Annotated in this window: 3 protein-coding genes; 1 reads left to right on the forward strand and 2 read right to left on the reverse strand. The window is 69.7% G+C overall.

The window, feature by feature from the left end; genetic code table 11:
- Positions 1-145 precede the first annotated feature (145 nt).
- Positions 146-424 carry a DUF6289 family protein gene (locus D7V93_RS42170; RefSeq protein ID WP_120648583.1) on the forward strand — a complete coding sequence of 93 codons (279 nt, stop codon included), beginning with the start codon at positions 146-148 and terminating at the stop codon, positions 422-424.
- Here the strand turns inward: D7V93_RS42170 and D7V93_RS42175 are convergent.
- Together D7V93_RS42175 and D7V93_RS42180 are read right to left on the reverse strand one after the other, a co-directional pair.
- A complete protein-coding gene (locus D7V93_RS42175) occupies positions 421-1,341 on the reverse strand; it encodes an MBL fold metallo-hydrolase (RefSeq protein ID WP_120648584.1) in 921 nt (306 codons plus the stop codon). The genes D7V93_RS42170 and D7V93_RS42175 overlap by 4 nt on opposite strands.
- A gap of 73 nt (positions 1,342-1,414) precedes the next feature.
- On the reverse strand, positions 1,415-2,099 hold a 685-nt coding region (locus D7V93_RS42180; RefSeq protein ID WP_208723335.1), incomplete at its 5' end, for a potassium channel family protein.

Below are 2,099 nucleotides of genomic sequence, written 5' to 3' on the forward strand. Positions count from 1 at the left end.
CCTTCACCCCAGGCGCTCCATGCCATCTCCGAGCCCACAGCGAACGAACGCCGGACACCTGCCTGGAACCCGCCCTCTGCCATCCGTCCCGTCGACATAAACACTCCTGTGGGCTTAATCTGGTCTTTCAATTCTGGGAGAGACGATGCGACATCTGCTGAAGAGCCTGCTGATCACGGGACCCCTGTTGCTGACCGCGTGCGGTGTCGAAGCCGGGGACACCTCCACCGCGCCGGACCTGGACACGGCGGAGCAGGCCATCCTGCCGCAGTGTCGCGTGGGACAGAACACGCGGATCTACTTCTACAGCGACAGCGCGAAGACGGTGGAGGTCGGTCGGCGGACGTGCGCCTGCGATGGCACCATCACCAACTCCGGCCAGATGACTTCCATCTGGAACTCCTACGCCACGGCCTGCAACTAACGTCCCGCCGCCCGCGCCTGTCGGTCCCACTCCGCCGGCAGGCCGATGTTGAGGAACACGGGGAAGCGCAGCCCCGGGTACGCCGCCTCGATGCGCCCCCGGATGCGCTCCGCCGCCGCGTCGTTGAACGCGCCCTGGGGCTTCTCCGCCGCGACCTCCGCGATGACGCGCTCCAGGTACTGCCGCTCCTGCGCCAGCAGCCCCGCGTCTCCTGACGGCCCGCGCCCCGGATGCACGGCCTTCGGGCGCAGCGCCTTCAGCTCCTCCAGCCGCTCCAGCCACGCATCCGTGCGGCCAATCTCCAGCCAGCTGTGCGCGTCGTTCGCCACCAGGTCGCCGGGGAACACGTGGCCGTCGAACTCCACCACCACGTGCGCCTCGCTGCACCCCGCGCCCAGCACGTGCGCCTTCACCGTCACGCCGCCCGCGCTCAGCTCCGTCGTCTGACTTCCAAAACTGTCCGGCAGCGGCAGCGCCGTCGGGTAGTCCGGCGCATACCGCACGGCGAACGCCCGCGTGCGCTTCTCGTGGATGGCCGGGATGGACGCGCGCACCTGCTCGCTCGTCACCACGCGGATGCCACGCTTGCGCAGCACGTCCGTGCCGTTGAACTTGTCCGGGTTGGCGTGCAGCACGATGGCCAGCTCCGCCTTCTTGCCCGTCACCGACTCCGCCCAGGTGACGAACTCCTCCGCCGCGGACGGCAGGAACTGCGTGTCCACCAGGATGAGCCCCGTGGGGCCCTCAATCCAATACGACGCCGTGCTGAAGCCCCACGGCGACGACACGTAGGTGCCCACGCGCGCGTCCGCGTGGGAGGCCAGCGTCACCTGCGCCCCTTCCAGACGGCGCGGGGACGACGCACAGCCGGCGGACAGCACGGCCAGGAGGCTGAGGGCGAGAGCGGGACGGCGCATCACGGGGCAGGCCTTTCCTTCGGGAAGAAAGCGCGCACTGCCTAACCGGCCCCCCGCCTGCTCGCAAGCCGGGTCACCCCGTGGGCCGGTACCCGGGCATGAGGAAGTTGTCGTGGTCCGCGTAGGCCGGCGCTTCCGACTCGCCGGTGAAGACGCGCAGGGTGCAGTACTCCGGATAGGAGGCCTGGATCGTGACCTGGTCCCCCGCCTGGAACACCACCTCCCCGTGAGGGTGCAGCGTCTCCTCGGCGCCCCGGATGAGCGACAGCGCCAGCCCGCCGAAGCGATCCCTCACCTGCGACACCGTCAGGCCCGGCAGCCCGTCACGCACCACGAACAGCGACACCACCATCAGGTGCTTGCCAATGCGGAACGAGTGCACGAGCCGCGGATCCAACGCCGCCAGCGCCATCGCGGGCGCCGCCAGCGAGGAGCTGGACAGGGCCTCCGCCTTGAACGTGTCGCGCACCTTCGCGCCCAGGTCGTCGTCGAACAGGCGGATGACCACCCGGATGCCCGGGTTGAGCCGCCGCGCGTCCAGCGCGATGTTGAGGTTCGCCAGGTCGTCGTCCGTCGCGCAGACGATGGCGGACGCCTTCTTCACGTGCGTGCGGGGCAGGCACAGCGGGCTGCGCGTGTCGTCGATGAGCAGCGGCACGTTCTCGTCGCGCAGCGCGGACACGAACGTCGCGTCCTCGCGCTTCTCCACCACCACCACGTCCTTGCCCATCTCCCGCAGCTGCGTCACCACGCGGTAG

Origin of the sequence: Corallococcus llansteffanensis, assembly GCF_003612055.1 — a bacterium.
In the GTDB taxonomy this organism is placed as follows: Bacteria; Myxococcota; Myxococcia; order Myxococcales; family Myxococcaceae; genus Corallococcus; species Corallococcus llansteffanensis.